This is a genomic window from Chryseobacterium sp. FR048, from assembly GCF_056844665.1.
Map to the genome: position 1 here is coordinate 543663 of NZ_JBXDSE010000002.1, position 20371 is coordinate 564033.

At 36.0% G+C, this 20371-nt stretch carries 22 protein-coding genes; 11 read left to right on the forward strand and 11 right to left on the reverse strand.

Going from position 1 to position 20371, the window contains the following annotated elements:
- From AC106K_RS07435 to AC106K_RS07445, 3 genes are all read right to left on the reverse strand, one after another.
- Positions 1-993, reverse strand: a complete 993-nt coding sequence (locus AC106K_RS07435) for a cbb3-type cytochrome c oxidase subunit II (protein ID WP_482444155.1) — start codon at positions 991-993, stop codon at positions 1-3.
- Positions 994-1003: 10 nt separating this feature from the next.
- The gene (locus AC106K_RS07440) at positions 1004-2755 is read right to left on the reverse strand and encodes a cbb3-type cytochrome c oxidase subunit I (RefSeq protein ID WP_482444156.1); all 1752 of its coding nucleotides are present in this window, start codon (positions 2753-2755) and stop codon (positions 1004-1006) included.
- Between the two features lie 118 nt (positions 2756-2873).
- On the reverse strand, positions 2874-3086 hold the full coding sequence (locus AC106K_RS07445) for a hypothetical protein (protein WP_482444157.1): 213 nt from the start codon (positions 3084-3086) through the stop codon (positions 2874-2876).
- Positions 3087-3596: 510 nt separating this feature from the next.
- Here AC106K_RS07445 and AC106K_RS07450 point away from each other — a divergent pair.
- The 3 genes from AC106K_RS07450 to AC106K_RS07460 all read left to right on the forward strand — a co-directional run bounded on the left by AC106K_RS07450 (position 3597) and on the right by AC106K_RS07460 (position 6172).
- Positions 3597-4586 (forward strand): SDR family oxidoreductase, encoded by a 990-nt coding sequence (locus tag AC106K_RS07450; RefSeq protein WP_482444158.1) that lies wholly within the window; start codon positions 3597-3599, stop codon positions 4584-4586.
- 82 nt (positions 4587-4668) lie between these two features.
- Positions 4669-5133 carry a PA2169 family four-helix-bundle protein gene (locus AC106K_RS07455; RefSeq protein ID WP_482444160.1) on the forward strand — a complete coding sequence of 155 codons (465 nt, stop codon included), beginning with the start codon at positions 4669-4671 and terminating at the stop codon, positions 5131-5133.
- A gap of 34 nt (positions 5134-5167) precedes the next feature.
- Positions 5168-6172 (forward strand): SDR family oxidoreductase, encoded by a 1005-nt coding sequence (locus AC106K_RS07460; RefSeq protein WP_482444162.1) that lies wholly within the window; start codon positions 5168-5170, stop codon positions 6170-6172.
- A gap of 84 nt (positions 6173-6256) precedes the next feature.
- On the opposite strand, the gene AC106K_RS07465 is transcribed toward AC106K_RS07460, so the two are convergent.
- The 6 genes from AC106K_RS07465 to AC106K_RS07490 form a co-directional block, all read right to left on the reverse strand.
- Positions 6257-7726 carry an alpha-amylase gene (locus AC106K_RS07465; RefSeq protein ID WP_482444164.1) on the reverse strand — a complete coding sequence of 490 codons (1470 nt, stop codon included), beginning with the start codon at positions 7724-7726 and terminating at the stop codon, positions 6257-6259.
- A 31-nt stretch (positions 7727-7757) separates the two neighbouring features.
- Entirely contained in the window at positions 7758-8177 is a 420-nt protein-coding gene (locus tag AC106K_RS07470; protein ID WP_482444166.1) for a low affinity iron permease family protein, read from the reverse strand.
- A 118-nt stretch (positions 8178-8295) separates the two neighbouring features.
- A complete protein-coding gene (locus tag AC106K_RS07475) occupies positions 8296-8424 on the reverse strand; it encodes a hypothetical protein (protein WP_482444167.1) in 129 nt (42 codons plus the stop codon).
- A gap of 497 nt (positions 8425-8921) precedes the next feature.
- Positions 8922-9203, reverse strand: coding sequence for a helix-turn-helix domain-containing protein (locus tag AC106K_RS07480; protein WP_482444169.1), 282 nt, complete (start codon positions 9201-9203; stop codon positions 8922-8924).
- A 95-nt stretch (positions 9204-9298) separates the two neighbouring features.
- On the reverse strand, positions 9299-10084 hold the full coding sequence (locus tag AC106K_RS07485) for an RteC domain-containing protein (protein WP_482444170.1): 786 nt from the start codon (positions 10082-10084) through the stop codon (positions 9299-9301).
- Positions 10085-10210: 126 nt separating this feature from the next.
- Positions 10211-11863 carry a helix-turn-helix domain-containing protein gene (locus tag AC106K_RS07490; RefSeq protein ID WP_482444172.1) on the reverse strand — a complete coding sequence of 551 codons (1653 nt, stop codon included), beginning with the start codon at positions 11861-11863 and terminating at the stop codon, positions 10211-10213.
- 304 nt (positions 11864-12167) lie between these two features.
- Between AC106K_RS07490 and AC106K_RS07495 the strand changes: the two genes are divergently transcribed.
- Genes AC106K_RS07495 through AC106K_RS07510 form a run of 4 tightly spaced genes read left to right on the forward strand, consistent with a single transcriptional unit; the run spans position 12168 to position 14352 of the window.
- Positions 12168-12395, forward strand: coding sequence for a hypothetical protein (locus AC106K_RS07495; RefSeq protein WP_482444173.1), 228 nt, complete (start codon positions 12168-12170; stop codon positions 12393-12395).
- Positions 12392-12565 (forward strand): hypothetical protein, encoded by a 174-nt coding sequence (locus AC106K_RS07500; RefSeq protein WP_482444175.1) that lies wholly within the window; start codon positions 12392-12394, stop codon positions 12563-12565. The genes AC106K_RS07495 and AC106K_RS07500 overlap by 4 nt, the downstream gene beginning before the upstream one ends.
- A gap of 10 nt (positions 12566-12575) precedes the next feature.
- Positions 12576-14069: a MauE/DoxX family redox-associated membrane protein gene (locus AC106K_RS07505; RefSeq protein WP_482444177.1), complete on the forward strand. Its 1494-nt coding sequence runs from the start codon at positions 12576-12578 to the stop codon at positions 14067-14069.
- Between the two features lie 34 nt (positions 14070-14103).
- Entirely contained in the window at positions 14104-14352 is a 249-nt protein-coding gene (locus AC106K_RS07510; protein ID WP_482444751.1) for a DUF6520 family protein, read from the forward strand.
- Between the two features lie 105 nt (positions 14353-14457).
- On the opposite strand, the gene AC106K_RS07515 is transcribed toward AC106K_RS07510, so the two are convergent.
- Positions 14458-15408: a helix-turn-helix domain-containing protein gene (locus AC106K_RS07515; protein WP_482444178.1), complete on the reverse strand. Its 951-nt coding sequence runs from the start codon at positions 15406-15408 to the stop codon at positions 14458-14460.
- Between the two features lie 94 nt (positions 15409-15502).
- The gene (locus tag AC106K_RS07520; RefSeq protein ID WP_482444180.1) at positions 15503-16339 is read right to left on the reverse strand and encodes an SDR family NAD(P)-dependent oxidoreductase; all 837 of its coding nucleotides are present in this window, start codon (positions 16337-16339) and stop codon (positions 15503-15505) included.
- Between the two features lie 308 nt (positions 16340-16647).
- Between AC106K_RS07520 and AC106K_RS07525 the strand changes: the two genes are divergently transcribed.
- The 4 genes from AC106K_RS07525 (at position 16648) to AC106K_RS07540 (ending at position 20348) form a co-directional block, all read left to right on the forward strand.
- The gene (locus AC106K_RS07525) at positions 16648-17640 is read left to right on the forward strand and encodes an SDR family NAD(P)-dependent oxidoreductase (RefSeq protein WP_482444181.1); all 993 of its coding nucleotides are present in this window, start codon (positions 16648-16650) and stop codon (positions 17638-17640) included.
- Between the two features lie 53 nt (positions 17641-17693).
- The gene (locus AC106K_RS07530; RefSeq protein WP_482444182.1) at positions 17694-18422 is read left to right on the forward strand and encodes an SDR family NAD(P)-dependent oxidoreductase; all 729 of its coding nucleotides are present in this window, start codon (positions 17694-17696) and stop codon (positions 18420-18422) included.
- Between the two features lie 136 nt (positions 18423-18558).
- Complete coding sequence (locus AC106K_RS07535) at positions 18559-19362, forward strand: helix-turn-helix domain-containing protein (RefSeq protein ID WP_482444183.1); 804 nt, start codon at positions 18559-18561, stop codon at positions 19360-19362.
- Positions 19363-19514: 152 nt separating this feature from the next.
- Entirely contained in the window at positions 19515-20348 is an 834-nt protein-coding gene (locus tag AC106K_RS07540) for a helix-turn-helix domain-containing protein (protein WP_482444185.1), read from the forward strand.
- Positions 20349-20371 lie beyond the last annotated feature (23 nt).

A 20371-nucleotide genomic window follows, 5' to 3' on the forward strand; every position in this document is an offset into this window, starting at 1 on the left:
TTATTTGATTTTATCCATTATCACTTTAACTTCCTCTGCTGTTACTTTTTTAGCATTATTTCCCCAACTTGTTCTTTCATGATTCATAATTGCTGTCACATCTTCCGGGGTAAAATTTGCATTAGTCCCCACGGGAGGCATTGTTGCAAACTCCGGTCTTGGATCATATCCTTTCATAATAATGGTCACATATAGTTCAATATCTCCCCCATTTACAACCGGGCTTCCTTTCAGCGGTGGAAACGCTCCGGAAACACCTTCTCCATTAACCTGATGACATGAGGCACAATGGGTACTAAAAAGCTCTCCTCCATCAGGCAGATTACCTGCTGCCTGTCCCATTCCTTGTTTTTTTTCTTGTTTGTATAGAAATGGAGGAACAATGGATTTATCTGTGAAATCGGTCTGCCTTAAAGACTTCAAATAGGCTACTAACTGAAGCGCTTTTTGAGTGGCTACAATTTTCTTTCTTTTATTTTTTAAAAACTTTTCAGGCACCTTTACCTCCACATCTCCAGGCTGCAGATAATCCCTTTCCATAAAAAGAAATTCATAAGAAGGCATTATTGAAGCTTCAACAGCAGCTCTTGGCTGAAACAAATGGATTAAATGCCAATCTGCGCTGGGTTGTCTTTCGCCGATATTCGTTAAATCCGGTCCTGCTCTCTGAGTTCCCATAAGGTTGGCTGTATTCCGCCAAAAATCAGTTCTTTTATTGATTGCAAAATCTGCGGGGATACTAGGTCTCTTTCCAAAGACATTATCCATTTCCACATTCCTTACCTGTTGCGTATGACATGCTACACAGCCATTTTCGATGTAAACCATTTTCCCAGCTACTTCCTCTTTTGTGAGTACTTTAGACTGTCTTGGCAGAGGTTTATTAATCCTTTGGTTATCCAATGCTGGTAATACAGCTATATAAAGGGTAAGGAAAACAAAGAGACAAAGAGCTGACCCAAATAATATTCTATGATCATTTAGTAGTACCATAATTATTTTTTTATGAATGTAACTCGGTATTGCTGAATTGTTTTTTCGCCGCCAGAATTTCAGAAGGGGTATGTGGAATACTTATATTTTCTTTCGATGTGACCATTCTGTAAAAATTATATCCAAAAATCAAATGGGAAATCCACATAAACAGACCACCGATCGCTCTCCATAACCAGAAAGGAAACATATTAATCACTCCATCAATAAAAGGTTTTTTCTTCATCCACATAAGCCCGGTTTGTGTTCCTCCAATCATCAAAGCAATGACATACATCAGAAGTCCCAGCAAAGCAAACCAAAAATGGATTCCTACCAATAATTTCGGAGGTTCTATTCCTGTCAGCCTGGGAATAAGCGTATAAGAGAATCCCCATAACATAAAGGTTATAATTCCGTACATTGTCAAATGAGAATGGGAAACAGTGAAGTCAGTAAAATGCCACAATAAATTGGTATATCTGAATGCTTCTACCGTTCCCTGAAAGGAACCTGTGAAATAAAAAATAATAGCCATAAAATAAAAAGGCAGCGTGTAACTGGTTTTAAGCTGATACCATGCATTATTGAATGTCAGCAAAAAGTTTGTAGTCCCTGCTGCTACAGGTATAAGCATTCCCATACTTGCTATAATTGCTGTCGTTTGCAATCTCCAGGGAATAGCACTGAAAATAAAATGGTGAGTTCCTATTAAAGTATAAAAAAGAATATGAGTCCAAAAAGCAAGGGCTCCCAAACTATAAGAATAAATAGGTTTATTCAACTGCTGAGGAAGAAAATAGTACATCAAACCTAGATTAATCATCATAAACCACATACCAATGGCCTGATGCATATAATATCCCTGCGTAATGGTCTCGCCCACTCCGTCCTGCCATAGGGGAGAATACCCAACTGCGATGACAATAACAATGAACATAAAACCTGCTATGATATACCAGTTGGATATATAGATTTCTTTAACAAGTCTTGCAGCAACAGGTTTAAAAAGATTATAAGTGGAAAAGGCAACTCCTATTCCAAATGTGATCATAATGGGCCAGATATACTCTCTATACTCTCCTCCTCCGTTATTAATACCGGAAAGTAATGATACTGTCCCGGAAAACACAGCTGCATTCATAAGAACAAGAGATACATACCCGAATTTCATATTATAATTCTCTATATTACTTACTCTTGTCACAACATAATAAGAAAGCCCAACCATAGCAAGGGATGCCCAGCCCCAAAATACAGCATTGGTATGAGCAGGTCTCAATCTTCCAAAACTTAACCAGCCTGTATGATCTATATCCGGTGCAACATATTTTATTCCGGCATATAAACCAAAGGATGTACCGATGATTAACCAAAATATAGCAGTCCCAATGAACAGTAAAATAAGCCGGTTAAGTTGAGGAGATACATAATTTACAAAAGAGGAAGTCCTTCTTTTACTAGGAAAAAACCTCAATTCTTCTACGAAATTTATATTCTGTACTACTCCTTTTTCGTCAGCGGCAGGCAATACTCCTGACAGTTCATTTTCGGGCAGTTCAAAGTGCAATTCTGCTTCCTTTTTCTGATATTCCTCTATTTCTGAAAGGCTTAATTCTTTAATTTTCTTTTGGACCTCAAGGTATTCCCGCCGTCTTAAAATGTCTGAATATAGCGCTAAGAACTTAAAGACAAGGACAATTAATCCGGCAATAATAATGATTAACATTAAAAGTAATGTCAGCTGTATACCGGTCTGATTAAACAATGAAGATTCTGCCATGACAAAAGTGTATGGATTAATTTTAATATGATTCTGGAATTCGATCGTAATACTCACAATTAGATAATATCAGCCCAGCCTCCATAAAATGGATGCCTTAAAAGCTGAAAGTATCTAACTATTTACTTTTCTTTATAGAATCTACGTCGTAAGCAGTACTATCTAAGGGCAGCGTATGATCTGCTGAATCCGGTGTAATCTGTGCTGTCCCGGACACTACACTGTCTCCTGTATTGAGACTATCTATATGAGTTTGCTGGGGCTGCCACTCCTTTTTACAGCTGCTAAGGATAAATCCTGTGAACAGCATTAACAGAATAACTAATTTCATAATAATAAATTTTGTGGTGTGAAATCAAAGGTATAGACATGAAGTCCGCCATTTTATGATTAGCATCATAATAATGATTTATTTATAAATATTTAACATCATAAAGGACAACATCCGCAATATATCTTAATATTATCTTAGTATACTTACTTATAAAAACCACGATGTAATCCACTAATTATGAAACCATTAAATCAACACTATTCATAAAATCTGTTGCAACACTATTTCCAGTGACACAGTATTATTTTAGAGACAGTTGAAGACTTACCTTTTATATGACATATCTTTATTGTATTATTTTACCTAACTTTTATCTTTAAAAGCAAGTTTGCTCAACTTAATTATTCTGTTTGCAATTTATAAAATTGTACTCTTGTCCATCTTCGTGTCTGTTTCTTCGGCATAATCTTTAAAAAAAAGATCATATTATGATTCAGATTATAATACAGTTATCCCGACTTGACTAATTTTAATAAAATTATGAGTACTTCAATTAAAAAATGTATTATGAACGGTAAAAAAAGAATTTCTTCTTTATTGGGGAAAACAGTTGTTATCACCGTAGCATCCAGTGGCATAGGAAAAGCAACCGCAGAGGCTTTTGCAAAAGAAGGAGCCAATCTTGTTCTTGCTTCCCGTGGCGAGGAAGCCCTTACAGCTACTGCTGAAGTATGTAGAAAAGCCGGTAGTGTTGTGCTTACCCTTGTCACCGACACCTCTATTCCGGAAAATGTTTATTATCTGGCAGAAAAAACATATACCCTGAATAACAGAATTGACTACTGGAGTAATAATGCAGGTATTCTTTCATTTGGAAAGTTTGAAAAAATGCCTATTGAAATTATAGACCAGATAATTAAAACAAATCTATTAGGCTATATCCATTCGGCACATGCTGTTCTGCCTATTTTAAAAAAACAAAAAAAAGGGGTCCTTATTAATAATATTTCTATAGATGGATGGATACCTGCCCTATATGGAACGGCCTATAATGCCTCAAAATTTGGTATACGGGGAATGGTCGAAACTCTCCAGGGTGAAGTATCTAATTACCCTGATATTCATATTTGCGCCTTATATCCAGGGTTTCAGAAGTCTTCGGGTATAGAGCATGCAGCCAATTATTCAGGAATTAAATTAAGTACACCTCCTCCATCATTAGATCCGCGTGATCTAGCTAATAATATTGTTAAGCTTGCCAAAAACCCAGTCAATTCTACCTATCCTGACTGGTTTTCTATTGCAGCAAAAAAACTATATACTTTATTCCCTGAAACAATCAGAACTGCATCTTCAGCTCTGATGAGACTTATTATGGAGAAAGCGAATCCAGATGAAAATACGGAAGGAAATGTCTTAAAGCCTTCAAAAGGAAATATGGGTATTGACGGAAAAACTCTTATGCCTTCCGATTATAGCCTCTGCAGGAATTGTTGGTCTCGGTATTATAGCCCTTATTTTTTCAATCAGGAAAAAGGAAAACTATATTTCCCCTAAAAATCTTTCTCAAGACCCGTCATAAATAGTCTGGTTAAAGAATTAATCACTTTCTAGTACAGCCATTACAAAAAATCATATTATGACAACAAAACAAACAGTATCCGTACTAAATGATTTACTGCAAATCACTAACGACAGAATAGAGGGATTTGAAAAAGTAGAAGGAAAAATCTGGGAAATGTATCCTGATATTAAAAATGAATATGACCGGATGATTTCTCAGTCCAAGATTATGAAAAATGAACTGATAAACCTGATTACTGAAAAAAAAGGAGAACCTGAAGATTCAGCTTCACTTGCAGGAGCAGTCCACAGAACATGGATAGATATTAAAAATTCATTTATACTGGGTAATATCGAAGAATCTACCTTGGAGAATGTGGTATTTGGGGAAAGGGCAGCTATAGAAGCTTACCAGACAGCCCTTGACAGTGGAGATCTTTGTGAAAAAAGTAAAAAAATTGTGTCGGAACAAATGCAGAACCTAAAGAAATCTTTTCAGCAGTTCAAAAATATCGAAGAATATAAAAAGAAAGAAAATTAAATTTCAAATTACTCCTCACCAAATCTCATATATTATGGAAAAAGAAATCACACGTCGAAATGCTATAGGAAAATTGGCCGCAACGATTGCTGTGGCAGCCGTCGCCCCTGCATCTTTAGCCCAAACTCAAAAAGATGTCAAAAACAACAATACAGAACCAGATCTTAAAGATCCTACAACAAAATATCCTAAACCACCATTTAAAAGGCAGTTCCAGCCCTTTCCCGGTTTAGCTGGAAAAATGACTCCGATACCTGATCACGGAGAAGAAAGCTATATAGGATCAGGAAGACTTACTGGCAGAAAGGCACTCATTACGGGGGGAGATTCAGGAATTGGCCGCGCTGCGGCAATTGCTTATGCCAGAGAGGGAGCAGATGTAGCCATTACCTATCTTCCAGAAGAAGAGCAGGATGCCATAGAGGTTATTGAATTGATAAAAAAAGCAGGACGAAAAGCTGTTTCTATTCCCGGTGATTTACGGGAAGAATCATTTTGCAATAACCTGGTATCACAAGCTGTACAGCAATTGGGAGGGTTGGATATTTTAGTTAATAATGCTGGACACCAGAAAACCCATGAATCTATTCTTGATATTAGCACTGAAGAATTTGAAAGAACAATGAAAACCAATGTTTATGCCCCCTTCTGGATCATTAAAGCGGCCTTACCTCACTTAAAGCCTGGCTCATGCATTATAGGCTTATCATCGGTACAAGCCTATGATCCCTCTGCTGACCTGTATGACTATGCACAAACAAAAGCAGCAACAACAAGCTATGTAAAATCACTGGCCAAACAATTAGGTCCTAAAGGAATACGGGTTAACGGCGTTGCGCCTGGACCGGTTTGGACTGCTCTAGAAATCAGTGGTGGTCAAACTCAGGAGAATATTGAAAAGTTTGGTGGAGACACCCCATTGGGGAGACCGGGCCAGCCGGCAGAGCTTGCTTCGATATTCGTTCAGCTTGCCGACAATGAAGCCAGTTTTACAACCGGACAGATTTATGGATCTGCAGGAGGAAGCGGTCAACCTTAAAATAGCATTTGTATAGGATAATAAAAGCCACCTTAAAGAGTGGCTTTTATTATATAGTAATATTATCAGGTTTGAGTGCTCTCTTTATACTCTGATCCACACACTTACAGATCGGGAGCTGACTGTAAATCTGCCTTTCCCATTTTCATCTGTTTGAATTTCATCATCCCTTTGGTGCGTAAAATCAATGAACACAGAGTTCGCATTTTCATTTCCCACATCAATATCTTTATAACCAGCATCACTGTTAGATATGACCACTACACAGCCTGGATGATCACCATCTCCTTTCCTCATCCAGGCAATACAATTGGGATGGTCAAAATAATTGATTTGTTCTCCGTAAGCAAACTTCTGCCGTGCATCAAGAAGCTTAGAGAGAATTTCAACTTTAGACATTATAATTCCCACCTCTTTACCCTCTCTGATATCTGTATACCCAGCACCATAAAGGTCCGGATAAAATACGCAGGGGTAGGCATCCTCCATAAGTAAGATAAGAGCATAAGCCAACGGCTTAAACCAATCCTGAACTGTTGACTCCAAAGACTGTAGCTGCTGGGTATCATGATTTTCTACAAATGAAACGGAAAAAACAGGTTTTTGTTCAAGAAAACTTCCTTTTAGAATTTGGCTGAGATCGTAATCCTGGGCTTTTTCTGAAGCAGCAAAAAAATTATAATGAAGGGGAACATCAAAACATGAGATCATTTCTTTTATCTGATCGGAAAAACGTGTTATCTTTTCTGCTTCATCTTTCCAGAATTCTCCCAATATATAACAATCCGACTTTAGTTCTGTTTTTACATAGGTAATTAGTTCCTGCAGAAAATCAAGTGAAATATGTTTTACAGCATCCAGGCGCAGACCATCGGCATGGGTAGTTTCCAAATACCATTTGATCCAATTTTTCATTTCGCTGACAACATAAGGATTACGGTATTCCACATTAGTTCCCATCAGATAGTCATAATTTCCAAACTCACTGCTAACATTCGGGTTCCAGTCATCACTATATTCATTATAAATTCTGAAAATACCTTTCAGCTCTTCGTTATCTTTCTGAACGCTGTCTATTCCATTAAAACAAGTATAATCCCATATAAATTTTGAATATTTTCCCTTCCTTTCAGGAAAAGTAAATTTTGTAAAAACTTTTGCTGTAAAAGGTTCACCAATCATTTTATTTCGGTCTTCTTCCTCAACCCGCTGTACCGTAACTTTCTCCAATTCATCACCTCCCATCCGGTGATTCATTACAATATCAGCATAAACAGCTATGCTAAGCTCATGTGCCTTATCAATAGCGCGAAGATACTCTTCCCTGGTGCCATACCTTGTCGGAATCCCTCCTTTCTGGTTAAATTCCCCAAGATCATAAGCATCGTAAACATCATATCCTCTCCCTTCTCTTCCCAATACGCACTTTGTAGCAGGTGGAAACCACACTGCGGTAAATCCCAGACTTTTCAGATAGTCCGCCTTTTCTATAAATTCGTTCCAGAGGTTACCTTGATAATACCAATGGAAAAATTGAATAATAACTCCATTCATTCTGTTATTCAATTGTCAGTTAAGAGTGGGTTTATTGGTATCGGTATTCAGAGCTATGGTCATGGGAATAAGAATCTTTTTGCTCTTGTTTTTTCCATGAATTTCCTTTTTTTTCATACAAAATATGAATCTTGTCAAGCTCATCTTCAGTAAGATCTTCTATATCTACTAACCGGTTATTTGCTTTTTCGTGTGCTTCAATCAGTTCATTTAATTTAATCTGAATAGCTTTGGAGTCTTTATTTTGTGCCTTTTGAATTAAAAAAACCATTAGAAAAGTAATGATCGTTGTCCCAGTATTAATTACAATTTGCCATGCTTCAGAAAAATTAAATAAAGGTCCGGTAGCTGCCCATATAACAACAAGCAGAACCGCAATAATAAAAGCTGCAGGACTTCCGGTAAAGTAAACAGCCTTATCTGCGAATCTGTCAAAAAATTTATTCTTCATAACAAAATTTTTATTTTTAAAGGTCTAACAGCGCAGCTGTCAATTTTTTCAATTCAGTATTGCAATTCATACTACTCTTTCCAGACACCCAAGCAATTATCCAATCCCTAGTTTTATATTATTTGATTTTTATGGTATCAGGTACTGGCTTCATCTTAGTTTTCTTTTTGTCTTCATCCTCAGGCAGCTCGCAACGGCAGGCTGTAAAACAGGCTGCGCATATTGCTAATAAAATAATTGCTTTCATGTATTTCTTATTATATTTATGTATGACTATCTATTGACTATTATTTCTTCCGTTAAGGGGTGAAGAACCTTTTAATTTTAAAGGTATACACATAAATATGACTATTTTATGATTATCCTCATAATGATTCTTTATCTGTAAATAATTAAAAACCTTATGTATTATTCATTTTAGGACTTCAATTACTATTGATTAGAAATGGAATGTATATCTTATGACTCAAATCATAATATTCAATAAAAATTAAATGTAGTTTTGATCTGTTAATAGTCATATCTTACTTGAAATCAAATAAGCTTTCCCACATAAGGAAAGCTTATTTGATATAATTAACAACTTTTATTCATAGTAAATATCATTCTTAAGAAAAGAAGATTACTATTGATCGATGATACTATCAAAAAAGGCTATGCAGACTCTGGCAAAACTTCTTTGTGAACTATACATGATAAATGCTTTATTTAATGGGTAAACATATTATTTCCGAAATACCAAATTCATCTTTTAAAACTGTCTCTTATCAGTTGATGCACATCAGAAAGTTTGTAATATAATTTACCACTTATTGTATAATACGGCAGCTTTTTATCGGACCTGTAACGCTGCAATGATCTTGAACTGATTTTAAGCAGCTGTAAAACATCCTGATTATCCAGGAGCTGTTCTCCATCAATACTGTTTAATGCGTTTTGATTTTCTTTTACTTTTTCACTTAGGATATCAAATCTTGTCATAATCCTCTGCATCCATACTATAAATTCTGTTCTGTCAATATTCATGATATTTTTTTTAGTGAAGCAAAGTTTAGTATTTCTGGAAAAATTATTTCGGTAGGTCATCGTAACTACCGAAAGATTTACACCACAAAATAAGTTTACTGATCCAAATCTGTAAATAGCTGATTAAGATGATCATTTAAAAGCTGAAGGAACTTGTTTCTGTTAATTTTCCTGCTTTTGATTTCGTGAAGGGTTTTATAAAAATTTCCCAGATTAACATTCAGTGATTTTTCAGTAAAGCGGATTACCTCACTGAACTCTATATTTCCACCATTAAAACAGCGTGTCTGATGAAGGGCATATAAAAGTTCCACCAATCCAGACTTTGAAGAAGACCAGTACAGTGGCGATTTGTCATTGAGTTTTTCATAAACATACCCCTCAGTTTCATTGATAGATTTCAGGAGATATTTTTCCAAAAGGTCATTGGCTAGAATCTGAGCAATTAAGTGATCATGGGAGGTCGCAAATTTTTCATCGTAATTATATAATCCTGATTCAAGCTTTGTTTTAAGATCAAATTGCTTCCTGACAAAATATTTCTGATCCAAAAATGCTGCTTTTCTTCTATAGTATTCGTAAAAATCAATATGCTGCTGATAAAAATCTTTTAATGCTTCCAGTTCACAACTATAATATTCTTTAAGATTAAGCTGTCCTGCGTTTGGTTTCGCTGCCTCAATGGATAAAAGGTTCGAGTAATAAATAAAACGGGCAATAAAGAATGGCTTTATCTCTTTGAAGAAATATATTTCATCTGCTACAGATGAAAATTCAAGTCCGCTTACTATTGACTTGATGAGTCTAATAGCGGTATCAATTTCCATTAATGATTTTTCACAGCACCCAATTCTATCTTCAAGGGCAGTTAATTCAATCATTTCTAATTTTTCACTCAATTCTTCTTGTAATTTTTTACACTTTTTAAAAAACAGTTGTATTTCCATATTTTTTATATAAAAAGTACAACAATTAAACGAGCTGCCTTTTTTCATCAATCCTCGATACTACATTTTCAACCCGTTGCTTTTATCAACTTCTATTTTCCGGATAAACTCCAAGGGGCTCATCGATGTCATTTCAAGAAATAATTTAGAAAAGTTGGATCTATTTGAGAAGCCGCATTCTTTAGAAATATCATCAATAGCATATTTTCGCCAATGCTGATTATGAGTAAGCATTTCTTTTGCATAGATAATCCTCAATCGGTTAATATAAGCATTAAAATTGCAGCCTTTATGTTCATTAATTATTGCGGATAGATAAGCTGTATTGGTTTTTAGTTTCTTAGCCAGCTGATTTTGTGTCAGTCCCTTTTCAAGATAAAAATTCTTTTCTTCCATCTGCTGCAGCTTACTTAAAACATCTTCAACCAATTTTTCAGGTACCTTTAAAGATTTGGGAGGACTGTATTCATTAGGATCATCAATTGTTGTCTGATTATCTCCCAGTTCTCTTCTTCTCTGCCTCCTTGCTATATAATAGCTTATTACAAAGAATACTAAAATACTGCTGACTGAAACTATTGCTATGGTAAAAATGTAGTAGTTAGTATTTTCTAGCTTATTCTTTGATTCCACCAGATCTTTTGTATCATATTCTTTATGAATCTTAGTGGAGAGATATTTAAAATCTGTAGATAATATTTTATCAAATTTTAATAATTGAGTGGTGTAGTAAAGCTCTTTTTTAGAATCTGCTTCATGCCTGTAATAATCAATAAGCAGTTCATATGTTTCTCTGGTTGCCGGTAATACAAAATTATTTTTCTGGAATATTGAATCCACTTTTTTAAGTAAATCAATGCCCTGTATGTCTTTTTTATTTCTCAGCAGAATTTTACCTTTTAAAAAATAAATAACAGATGCGTTTGTAAAATCGTTTGCTTTTTCAATAGCTCCCAATGCTGTGTTAAAATCTGCCAGTGCTTCTTGATCATTATTTTTAAGATAGCCTAAGATGGCTTTAAGTTTATAAAAATAACTTCGTTCCAGATCAAAATTTTTATCATTAGCAGATTCCTTAATGCCTTCAGAGACCAATGCTTCTGCCTCCTTATAACGGGATAGAAATATGAGACATATCCCCATCTGGTTGAGACTGTTCAAATATCCCCGTTTTCTGTTATGCCGTAGATTGGGAAGGGTTTCCGGTGTATTCTGTTTATTATAGTACACCTTACATTTTGAAAAAATCATATAGGCATCTTCATAATATCCCAGGTAACTTTTAACAATTCCTATATGATACAGATTCTTATAATGCAAGTAGGAATCTTTGGAATTTTTCAGATAATCCCAAGCATTTATATATTCATCCAGGGCTTTCTGATATTTCCGTAAAGTAAAATAATAAATACTTCCTTTTGTTAAATAAGCATTTCCTATTAAATCATGATCTTCTGACTGAATAGCAGCCCCTATTATACTGTCTGCGTAGACCAGCTTATTATTATTACTGAAGTAAACGGCATCTCTGTAAGCCTGTGAAAGTTCCTTATAGTTCCTATCCTTTTTTGCCTTTTTAATATAAGGATTTACAAACTCCATAGCACCGGCATCATTTTCTTCTAAATTATCATAGCGTGCCCTATAGTCTGAAAACTTCTGACCATTCATTAAAATACCAATACATACGAAAATAAATATTGCTTTTTTCAAAATGGAAAAAGTTTTATTAATATTTTTTATAATTCAGTGAATATTATTCAAAAGTAAGCAAAATCATATAACAATTCTTTTATTTCATAAATAAGAGAATTAAACACAGTGAAACACAACACATAATAGCTTTATTTGCAGACACATAACACCATAACTCTACCCTGACTCAATTTACAAAACATAACCTTATTTTTTATAAATCAGACCAAAACACCTTTTTTTCCGGTTAAAACTTACTATACCTTCGTTCTCAGAATTCTAAAAAACCGGCCGGGATTATTAACATTTTAAATCCCAGATCATGAAGAACTTAATATATATTTCAGTGGGAATTATATTCTCAATATTGATACAGTCGTGTCAGCCCGATTCTATAATTTCTATAGATGAAATCTACCAAACGGATGAAGACCTTCAAAACAACAGTGTTTTATCATTAAGGTCAGACAGTGCTACTAATAAGGAAACGGATCCACCAAAAGACCGTGATCACTGGAGACCATCGAGAACCTATAATAACGGAAGATGACCAGTGATACAAAACCACTATCCCCTGTAAAATCAGGTCAAAAATGTCCTGTCAGTGGAATATGGAAAAACCTTGGAACTTTTACCACTACTATAGCTATTTCTGAAAAAGCGGCAATGCCGGAATACTGTGGTGTAAAGGTTTTATGGATGTTATTATATCAATCCTGAACACTCTCATATGAAAAAGCTAACTCAACTTACCCCAATAGCCATCTGCTATTTTTTTGTACTTCTGTTTACGTATGCGGCCATAAGTAAGGTTTTTGATTTCGAAAATTTTCAGATGCAGATTTCTCAATCACCTTTGCTTAGTGCGTTTGCAGGGCTCACTTCTTACAGTGTTATTATTTTGGAGATTGTGATTGTTTCCTTTTTACTCATTCCCAGACTGCGCTTAACAGGACTTTACTGTTCACTGGGTATGATGACCGCTTTTACGGTCTATATTTACCTCATTCTGAATTACAGTGACTTTATTCCATGTTCATGCGGAGGAATTTTGGAGAAAATGGACTGGACCGAACACCTGATCTTTAATTCGGTATGTATTTTTATTTCATTAACAGCCATTGTCATCATCGAAAAGCAGAGACAAACGCAGAAAATAAAACTTATTCTTTATTCAAGTTTCACCGTTATTGTATCACTTTCAATTGTTATCATTCTTTTCCTCCGTTCTGAGTATATTATCAAAAAAGAAAATAATTTTAACAGAAAGTTCCTGCCTAATTATTTATTAGAAAAGGAAAAAAGAAATCTTGACAACTCCCATTATTATTTCGCTGGAAGGGACAATGAAGGACTATACTTAGGAAGTCGGAGTACACCAATGGTTTTAACAAAAATTACCTATAAACTCAACCATACTTCATCCTTTACCATTGTACCTGATCATATTAACAACCCTTTCAAGAGTCTGCAGATAAAAGTTAAGCCTCCTTACTACTATCTGTATGATGGCACTGTTCCTATTATTTATAGGGGTAAATTAAATGAGCCCTACGCCAGGACCATCAGTAAAGATGATGCTTTCTTTTCCCAGCTGGCAGTCATTGATTCTTTAGATTTCATGCTTAGAACGCAGGACAGCAAAACTCATCAGTATGCCATAGCACAGCTTAGTCTCAGTCAGAAGAATGCTATCAAATTATTTTCTTCTGTCCTGGAAAAACAAATAGACGGTATTTTCGACTGTGACGGCAAGCTTACGGAAAATCAGAAATACAGTGGGAAATTTCTTTATACCTATTTCTACAGAAACCAGCTTATCCTTATGGGAAATGAACTGCCAGAGGTAAAGAAACAGATCACCATAGATCCTACCTCTACAGCCAAGCTTACTATTACCAAGCTTTCAGACGGTACCCACATCATGAATGCACCACCGCTAAGAGTTAATATCATCAGTGCTCTTTATGGAAATTATGTCTATAATGTTTCCGGACAGCCTGGAAAATTTGAGCCTGCCAGAATCCGTAAAGGAAGAAAAGTGGTCGACATCTACAGAACAGACCGTAATGAATATGTAGGAAGCTTCTATCTGCCACAGCAGAAGGTTGACGATATTATGGTTACAGGCCATGGACTTTATATCTTATCAGGAAAACAGCTTTTACGGTATCAATTCCGAAAATCAATACAAGGGGAAGCCGAAAACCTTACATCAGAGTAGGCATCACTAAATTCTTTATATTATGAAAAAGTTAATGATCCCTGCTGCCTTAGTATTACTGGGCACAGGCGCTGCCTTTGCAACTAAAGCAGCAAACACGAACAGAAGTACGGTTATTCCAACGTACAGAATGGATCCTGAATCCGGATTATGTATTCAAGTTGGCCAGGAATGCAGCACCGTTCAAAACGTTGTCTGCAGATGGTCAGCTGATGGTATGACGCCACTTCATAGTGCGCCGATAAGCCCTACCGAGTGTGGCAGTGTTTTATTTAAACCATAACAATTAAAAAGGATGCTAATCAGCATCCTTTTTAATTTCCTTACTTATCCATATAACGATAGAACAGTTACGGTTAGATTATCAGTGTTTAAATAACTGTAAAAGTTAGTTGAATTGAGCTCTATATTGCTGTGGACTTTGATTTGTTTTTAATTTAAATAATCTGCTAAAGGATTGAGGCTGTTCAAAACCTAATTCAAACGCGATTTCGGAAATACTGAGCGTTGTGGTAGATAACTTATTTTTAGCCCGGTAAATCATTTTATCATGAATAATCTGCTGAGTGTTTTGCCCTGTAAGGTTTCGTAACAGATCACTTAAATAACTTGCTGTCATATGCAGCTGATCGGCTAAATAATGAACAGTTGGAACTCCGGAATTCAGGACCTTATCACTGTTAAAATAATCCTCCAGCAACTGATCGATACGATCGGTAAGGCTGGGATAGTTTTGTTTTCTGGTAAGAAATTGCCTGTTATAAAAACGTTGCGCATAGTTCAATAACAGTTCAATCTGAGATATGATCACATTATGGGTCATATCGTCTATACGGTTTTTAAGCTCTTCTTCTATATTTCTGAATAATGACAGAATGGTTTCTTTTTCTTTGACCGAAAGATGCAGCGCTTCATTAGCAGCATAAGAGAAAAAGTGATACTGATGGATCTTTTGTGCCAATGGGTATTGCAGTAAAAAATCAGGATCTATAAGTAATGTGATCTGCGGACTCAGTATTTTTTGTTCCGCAGTTTCCTCTTTATCATGCTCTTCTATTGAGGATAGAATTTGTTGTGGAGCTACAAAAAACAAACCTCCCTCTTTAAAGTCAAATTTAGTCTGGCCATACATTAACTCTCCTCCGGCATTAGGTTTAAAGGCTATTTTATAATAATTCAGTACGTGCGATTTATTAGGGGCACGACCTTTCAGTGGTTTGTCTACACCATTTAACAAAACAATTAAAGGGTGCTTTGGGGGCGGAAAACCAGAGGCCTCCATTACGTCAGCCAGCGTATTAAATCTTTTTACGGGATGATGCGATTTTTTTGAAGCCATGTGATAAAAATTCTAGATTACAAGTTAAGCAATATTCGCTTTTCCTCACTAAAAAGAAAAGCGAATAAAAGCATGTAAAAACATCATAGATGAATTAACCTTGGGCTGCTTCTGAAACAGTTTTCCAGGTTTCCCATTCCTGAAGGCGTTCAGCATAGATTTGTTGGATATGTGGCCAATCATTTTTACCCAGAAGTAATCTCAAGGGCGGATTTTCTGTATCGACTACAGCAAATATGGCATCGGGAGTGGTAATTGGATTTCCCCGTTCCAGTTTTTGTAAATTTTCCATCAGGCTGCTTTTCAAATCATCATAATCCGCTAGTCTTTTTCTGGCTATTTTTAACGATTCGGCACTTCCAAATTCAGTATTATAGGCCCCCGGTTCAATCAGCGTTACTTTGATGCCAAATCCTGCAACTTCTTTAGATAAACTATCGTAAATCGCTTCAAACGCAAATTTTGAAGAACAATAATATCCGATCAGAGGGTTACTGTAAATGCCAACGGCGCTGGATGTCCCCAAAATATGCCCGTAACCTTGGGCCCGCAGTATTGGTAATGCTGCCTGAATGACATGGACAGGTCCTATAATATTGGTTTCGTACATGGCTTTTACCTCATCAATGCTGCCCTCTTCGATGGTTCCTACCAAAGAATATCCTGCATTATTAAACACGACATCTAATCTTCCAAAATATTCATTGGCCTTACTCACAGCGTTTTGCACCTGTGAGTCGTTGGTGACATCCACTTCAAGAACCAAAACCCGATCGCCATACCTTTCTTTTAAGGCTGCAATACTATTGATATTACGTGCTGTAGCAGCCACTTTGTCTCCGCGTTTCAAGGCGGCTTCTGTCCATATTTTTCCAAATCCTCTTGAAGATCCTGTAATGAACCAAACTTTTTCTTTCTGTCTATTTTCCATTTTTTAATTGTATTACTATGAATGCAAAGTTGCTTCTAAACAGATCTACTTACGTTGCCGGAATGAGGATTATCCTAACCAAAACAAAGAAAATGAACTGCTGGTATTCAGGAACTGTTTTGTTCATGTTATGATTTAAATCTAAAGATGCATGTTCAGTTTTAAACTGTTCGATTTTTAGACATTTTCAATAATTATTATAAAACCACCTGCCCTTTTGAACAAAGTTAATTAGGCCTTTTGAACAAAGCGGAGCAGTTTAAGCTTCTCTAATTTTGTCTCAGTAATAATAATTAAACGTATTCAAAATGGAAAAGAATAATTATCAGGGAGCTCAACAACAACCAATCGGTTCAGGCTTCAATGCAAAATCAACAACTCATGATGTCATTCAAAACATCGATCTTACCGGAAAAGTAGCTATTGTCACAGGTGGCAATACAGGAATTGGACTGGAAACTACAAAGGTTCTCGCCGCAGCAGGAGCTACAGTAATCGTACCTGCACGTGATATTGAAAAGGCAAAGAAAAATCTGGAAGGAATTGCCAATGTGGAAATTGCCGCAATGGATTTGATGTCACCCACCTCTATTGATGCTTTTGCAGAAAATTTTGTAGCGTCAGGAAGACCTTTGCATTTATTGATCAACAATGCAGGGATTATGTGGGTACCCCTCCGCAGAGATGCACGGGGTATAGAATCGCAGCTGGCGACCAATTATTTAGCTGTGTTTCAGCTTACCTCCGGATTATGGCCAGCACTTAAAAAAGCCAATGGAGCACGGGTTATTAATGTTTCTTCCCATGGTCATCGTTTTGCGTCTTTTAATTTTGATGATCCTAATTTCCTGCATAGAGAATATGAAACTTTATTGGGTTATGGACAATCCAAGACAGCCGTCAATCTTTTTTCGATGGAACTGGATGTGCGGGGACAATCTTCCCATATCAGAAGCTATGCGGTTCATCCCGGTTCTATTGGCGGAACAGAATTAGGCAGGGAAGCTCCACTGGAACTATTTCAAAAAATGGGTTTCGTGGATGCTGATGGCAATATGTTACCTGAAGTAGCGGCATCGTTAAAAACTATCCCACAAGGAGCTGCTACAACAGTTTGGTGCGCTACCAGTCCTTTACTTGAGGATATTGGTGGGGTCTATTGTGAGGATGGGGACATCGCAGTAGTCTCATCAGATAGTACCGACCAGAAAGGAGTACATCCTTATTCACTGGATGAAAACAATGCCAAGAAACTATGGAAGCTGACTGAAGAGATGACGGGTATCCGCTTCAATCCGTAAATACTGATTATTCTCCGAATGTTTTATCTAACTCAGTCCTAAAAAGCAAAAAAATGAAAAATTTAAAAGGTAAAATAGCCGTTATTACCGGTGGCAACAGCGGTATTGGCTATGCCACAGCCAAAAAACTAAAAGAAAACAGTGCCCACATTATCATCACCGGAAGACGGAAAGAAGCTATTGAGAAAGCTGCTGATGAATTGAATGCAACAGCAATGATTGCTGACCAGTCGAAATTAAATGATATAGAAAACCTGGTCAGTCAAGTAAAGCAACAATTTAGAAAGGTTGATATCTTGCTTATCAACGCTGGCATTACAAAATTTTCCACCATTGAACAGACAACGGAAAGTTTATTTGATGAAATCATGAATGTGAATTTCAAAGGAGCTTTTTTTACATTGAGTCGCTTTATTCCGTTACTTAATGATGGTGCTTCTGTCATTATGCTTTCTTCTACTTCTGCAACCATTTCGCCACAAAATGCTTCTATATATGCCGCCAGTAAAGCTGCCATCAATGCAGTTGTAAAAATAGCGGCACTTGAACTGGCTTCGAGAAAAATACGTATTAACGCTGTAAGTCCAGGCCCGATAGCGACAGAAATCATGGATAAAATCGGTTTAAATGAAGAATTGGAAAATCATCTGATACAAAGCATTCCGCTGGGAAGGATGGGAAAAGCAGAAGAAGTGGCTAATATGATCCATTATTTAACAAGTGAAAATGCAGGTTTTCTGACCGGAGCCAATTTTCTGGTGGATGGCGGACAATCTATTTAGAATTAATAACAATCATAAAAGAGAGGCAGGATAGCCATTTTGCTTCTCTTCCATTACCTATGAACTTTTAAACAAAGTAAATGATGCTATTTCTTATCTTTACGTTATTGATGTCCTTCTTAAAAAAGCAAAAATCATGGAATACCAAGCCCGATACATTACCGAAGATATAAAGCTTTCAAGCTACGAAGACAAGTTTTTCAAATCGGACATTATGTTTGATGAGCATATGCTGGTCTGGTTTCTTTCAGGAGAAACCAAGATTGTACAGGCAGATGCTACCTATATATTTGGAAAGGGGGATATTTTTCTGATTCCCAGAAATCAGCTGGCTACTATTATTAATTATCCTAAAGACGGTGAACCCCACAAAACAGTGGTCATGCATTTATCACTGGAAACATTAAAGAATTTTTATGCAGACAAGAATATAAACCCTCAACCCAAAAATTCACCAAAGATTTTTTGTTTCAATAATCACCCTCTGCTGGAAAGTTGCCTGGCATCGCTTATTCCCTATTTTGACATGAAGGACATCCCCGTGGATATTGCTTCCATTAAAATTACCGAAGCCATCAGTATTCTTAGATCCCTGAACCAGAAAATCGATCATGTGCTTGCTAATTTTGAAGAGCCCGGAAAAATCAATCTTGTCGACTATATGGAAAAGAATTTTATGTTCAATCTCCCGCTGGAAAAGTTTGGTTACCTCACAGGCAGAAGCCTTACCACTTTTAAGCGGGATTTCAAGAAGGCTTTCACCATGACTCCACAAAGGTGGTTGACTCATAAACGTTTGGAACTTGCCTATTATCAGATTACAGAAAAGAAAAAAAGGCCATTGGATGTTTGCTACGAAGTAGGATTTGAAAACCTATCCCATTTTTCATTTGCTTTCAAAAAGCAATTCGGGATTACACCAAGCTCTTTAGTTCCTTAAATTTTTATAATCAAAACCATCTATCAAGCAATTTCTATAGCTTTGTTGTTAACACATAATAAATTAAAAGGCTCCTTAACGGCAAGTGAATCTAATTTTATTCAATAAATAAACAACCAATTTAGTCAGGTCCAAAATTCCTACCACACCTCATGGAAATAAAAGTTTACTCCCCTTCAAATCCTTTACTTAAAATATATATAGAGAGTATTTATATACTTACACGTACATCTGACGAAAAGCCCATCAATTATATCACCTTCCCTTCTATTTTTACCATTGTAGCTGTTAGTGAAAAATCGAAATCGATTAATAAAGGAAATAAATTAATAATCCAGCAATGCGATGACAATGAGATTGAAACAAATATAGTGTCTAACTTCAATAAGCCAGTGTATATCCAATACGAAGGGAAGATAAACGAAATTACGATCTACTTTAAACCGTTAGCTATTAATTCATTCTTGGAACACGAATTACACCATTACAACCATTCAGATTTCTCTGAATTTTTACCTTTTAAAGATTATAAAAAAACGATGATTGAAATTCTTTCTTTGCAAAATGATCCCGAGAAAATTAAAGCTGTTGAAAGTTATTGGCTATCCAAATTAAGGGGTTTTCAGCATCATTTCCTTGAAACTGTTCTCTCTGAAATGATGGATAATAAAAATGACGATCTAACCATTACTAAACTATGTCAAAAACATGCCATTTCACGCACTACATTGAACAAACACTTTGACAGGCATATCTGCAAAACACCATCCCAATTTAAAAGGATACTAAGATTTAGAAATGCAGTTAAAATCTATGCATCAGATAATTCAAAAAACAGCTTAACGGATATTTCATATAGTGTTAATTACTTTGACCAGTCTCATATGACAAGAGAGTTCAGATCTGTAACAGGACTCTCTCCAAAGGCTTTTTTTAAAAAAACATCTACGCTGGAAAAAAATCAAATTCACTGGCTATTTTTATAGATGGTTTACATTTGTACAATTTT

Excerpts from the sequence above, each read along its gene's own strand:
- AC106K_RS07435 (WP_482444155.1), bottom strand. The coding sequence starts at position 993 with ATGGTACTACTAAATGATCATAGAATATTATTTGGGTCAGCTCTTTGT.
- AC106K_RS07505 (WP_482444177.1), top strand. The coding sequence starts at position 12,576 with ATGAAAAAGCTAACTCAACTTACCCCAATAGCCATCTGCTATTTTTTT.
- AC106K_RS07515 (WP_482444178.1), bottom strand. The coding sequence starts at position 15,408 with ATGGCTTCAAAAAAATCGCATCATCCCGTAAAAAGATTTAATACGCTG.
- AC106K_RS07460 (WP_482444162.1), top strand. The coding sequence starts at position 5,168 with ATGGAAAAAGAAATCACACGTCGAAATGCTATAGGAAAATTGGCCGCA.
- AC106K_RS07535 (WP_482444183.1), top strand. The coding sequence starts at position 18,559 with ATGGAATACCAAGCCCGATACATTACCGAAGATATAAAGCTTTCAAGC.
- AC106K_RS07475 (WP_482444167.1), bottom strand. The coding sequence starts at position 8,424 with ATGAAAGCAATTATTTTATTAGCAATATGCGCAGCCTGTTTTACAGCC.
- AC106K_RS07540 (WP_482444185.1), top strand. The coding sequence starts at position 19,515 with ATGGAAATAAAAGTTTACTCCCCTTCAAATCCTTTACTTAAAATATAT.
- AC106K_RS07450 (WP_482444158.1), top strand. The coding sequence starts at position 3,597 with ATGAACGGTAAAAAAAGAATTTCTTCTTTATTGGGGAAAACAGTTGTT.
- AC106K_RS07520 (WP_482444180.1), bottom strand. The coding sequence starts at position 16,339 with ATGGAAAATAGACAGAAAGAAAAAGTTTGGTTCATTACAGGATCTTCA.
- AC106K_RS07510 (WP_482444751.1), top strand. The coding sequence starts at position 14,104 with ATGATCCCTGCTGCCTTAGTATTACTGGGCACAGGCGCTGCCTTTGCA.
- AC106K_RS07445 (WP_482444157.1), bottom strand. The coding sequence starts at position 3,086 with ATGAAATTAGTTATTCTGTTAATGCTGTTCACAGGATTTATCCTTAGC.
- AC106K_RS07500 (WP_482444175.1), top strand. The coding sequence starts at position 12,392 with ATGACCAGTGATACAAAACCACTATCCCCTGTAAAATCAGGTCAAAAA.
- AC106K_RS07530 (WP_482444182.1), top strand. The coding sequence starts at position 17,694 with ATGAAAAATTTAAAAGGTAAAATAGCCGTTATTACCGGTGGCAACAGC.
- AC106K_RS07495 (WP_482444173.1), top strand. The coding sequence starts at position 12,168 with ATGAAGAACTTAATATATATTTCAGTGGGAATTATATTCTCAATATTG.
- AC106K_RS07455 (WP_482444160.1), top strand. The coding sequence starts at position 4,669 with ATGACAACAAAACAAACAGTATCCGTACTAAATGATTTACTGCAAATC.
- AC106K_RS07525 (WP_482444181.1), top strand. The coding sequence starts at position 16,648 with ATGGAAAAGAATAATTATCAGGGAGCTCAACAACAACCAATCGGTTCA.
- AC106K_RS07470 (WP_482444166.1), bottom strand. The coding sequence starts at position 8,177 with ATGAAGAATAAATTTTTTGACAGATTCGCAGATAAGGCTGTTTACTTT.
- AC106K_RS07480 (WP_482444169.1), bottom strand. The coding sequence starts at position 9,203 with ATGAATATTGACAGAACAGAATTTATAGTATGGATGCAGAGGATTATG.
- AC106K_RS07440 (WP_482444156.1), bottom strand. The coding sequence starts at position 2,755 with ATGGCAGAATCTTCATTGTTTAATCAGACCGGTATACAGCTGACATTA.
- AC106K_RS07465 (WP_482444164.1), bottom strand. The coding sequence starts at position 7,726 with ATGAATGGAGTTATTATTCAATTTTTCCATTGGTATTATCAAGGTAAC.
- AC106K_RS07485 (WP_482444170.1), bottom strand. The coding sequence starts at position 10,084 with ATGATTGAATTAACTGCCCTTGAAGATAGAATTGGGTGCTGTGAAAAA.